Source organism: Micromonospora sp. ATA51 (assembly GCF_016802855.1).
GTDB lineage: Bacteria > Actinomycetota > Actinomycetes > Mycobacteriales > Micromonosporaceae > Micromonospora > Micromonospora sicca.
This window is the reverse complement of the sequence record NZ_JAEVHJ010000611.1, coordinates 1-1,770: the sequence shown is the minus strand read 5'-3', so window position 1 is coordinate 1,770 and position 1,770 is coordinate 1. Positions and strand designations below refer to the sequence as shown.

The 1,770-nt window shown below is 73.4% G+C and carries 2 protein-coding genes; one reads left to right on the top strand and one right to left on the bottom strand.

Annotated features, from left to right (window positions below):
* The first annotated feature begins 54 nt into the window (after positions 1–54).
* Positions 55–1,440 carry a GH1 family beta-glucosidase gene (locus JNW87_RS38290; protein WP_375373610.1) on the top strand — a complete coding sequence of 462 codons (1,386 nt, stop codon included), beginning with the start codon at positions 55–57 and terminating at the stop codon, positions 1,438–1,440.
* Between the two features lie 51 nt (positions 1,441–1,491).
* Here JNW87_RS38290 and JNW87_RS38285 read toward each other — a convergent pair.
* The coding region (locus JNW87_RS38285; RefSeq protein WP_238455431.1) for a roadblock/LC7 domain-containing protein at positions 1,492–1,770 on the bottom strand (279 nt) is incomplete at its 5' end.

Genomic DNA, 1,770 nt, shown 5'->3' with positions numbered 1-1,770 from the left:
GCCACGGCCGCCGGAGCGGCCCGCGCCGGGCTGGCGGGCGCCACCCCGGCCGTCGTGGCCGCCGCGGCCGTCGGTGGCTGCGACAGCAGCCCGGACCGGGACAACGACCCGGACCCGCGCGGACCGCTGCGCTTCCCGCCGGGCTTCGGCTGGGGCGCGGCCACGTCGGCGTACCAGATCGAGGGGGCGGCGAAGGAGGACGGCCGGGGCGAGTCGGTCTGGGACACCTTCAGCCACACCCCGGGCCGGACCCGAAACGGCGACACCGGCGACGTCGCCGCCGACCACTACCACCGCTACCGCGACGACCTGGACCTGATGGCCGACCTCGGCCTGCGCAGCTACCGGTTCTCCATCTCCTGGCCGAGGATCCAGGCCGACGGGACCGGCAAGCCGAACCAGCGCGGTCTCGACTTCTACCGGCGACTGGTCGACGGGCTGCACGAGCGCGGCATCGCGCCGATGGCCACCCTGTTCCACTGGGACCTGCCGCAGGCGTTGCAGGACGCCGGCGGCTGGGAGTCACGGGACACCGCCCACCGCTTCGCCGAGTACGCCGACGCCGTCTTCCGCGCCCTCGGCGACCGGGTCCCGGTCTGGCTGACCATCAACGAGCCGAAGACCGTGGTGCAGAACGGCTACCTGTGGGGGCACCACGCGCCGGGCCGGCAGGACCCGGCGGCCGCCTACCTGGTCGCCCACCACCTCCATCTGGCGCACGGCCTGGCCGTACGGGCGCTGCGGGCCACCGGCCAGGCCGGCCGGATCGGCCCCGCCCTCAACCTGCACCCCTGCTACCCGGCCGACGACAGCCCGGAGGCGGCCGCGGCGACCCGGCTGTACGACGGTTACGAGAACCGCCTCTACCTCGACTCCGTCCTCAAGGGCGCGTACCCGCGGGACGTGCTGGCCGACCTCGGCCCGGACAGCCGGATGGCCGCCGGTATCCGCGACGGCGACCTCGACGTCATCGCCAGCCCGGTGGACCTGCTCGCGGTGCAGTACTACACGCCCATCTACGTCACCGCCGGCGGCGACACCACCCGCCGCTGGCCCACCTCGGAGGCGGACTGGCAGCAGATCTACCCCGAGGGGATGTACGACATCCTGACCCGGGTCACCCGGGACTACGGCCGGATCCCGATCACCGTCACCGAGAACGGCCTGCCCTGCCCGGACAGGCTCGGCCCGGACGGCACCGTCGACGACTCCGGCCGGATCGACTTCCTCCGCGACCACTTCGCCGCCGCGCATCGGGCGATCGCCGACGGAGTGCCGCTGGAGAGCTACCACGTCTGGTCGCTGCTGGACAACTTCGAGTGGGCCGAGGGATACGACCAGCGCTGGGGCCTGGTCTACGTCGACTACCCGACGCAGCGCCGGGTGCTCAAGAGCAGCGCCCACTGGTACCGCACGGTGATCCGCGACAACGGCCTCTGAGCGCCGCCGCGGCGACCCGGCCGGGGTGACGCCCCGGCCCGGTCGTCCCGGTCAGCGGGGCAGCGCCTGCTGCAACTCGGCCCGCAGTGCGGGCGTGAGCATCTCGCCGGCCTGCTTCGCCAACCGCGCCATCTCGTAGCCGACCACGCCGATGTCGGCGTCCGCGGCGGCCAGGGTGGCCAGGATCGAGCCGTCCCGGATCTGCATGACGAGGAAGTACCCGCGGCCCATCTCCACGACCGTCTGCTTCACCACGTCGCCGTCGAACATCTGGGCGGCACCGGCGGTGATGCTCATCAGCCCCGAGGTCACGGCGGCCAGCTTGTCGGC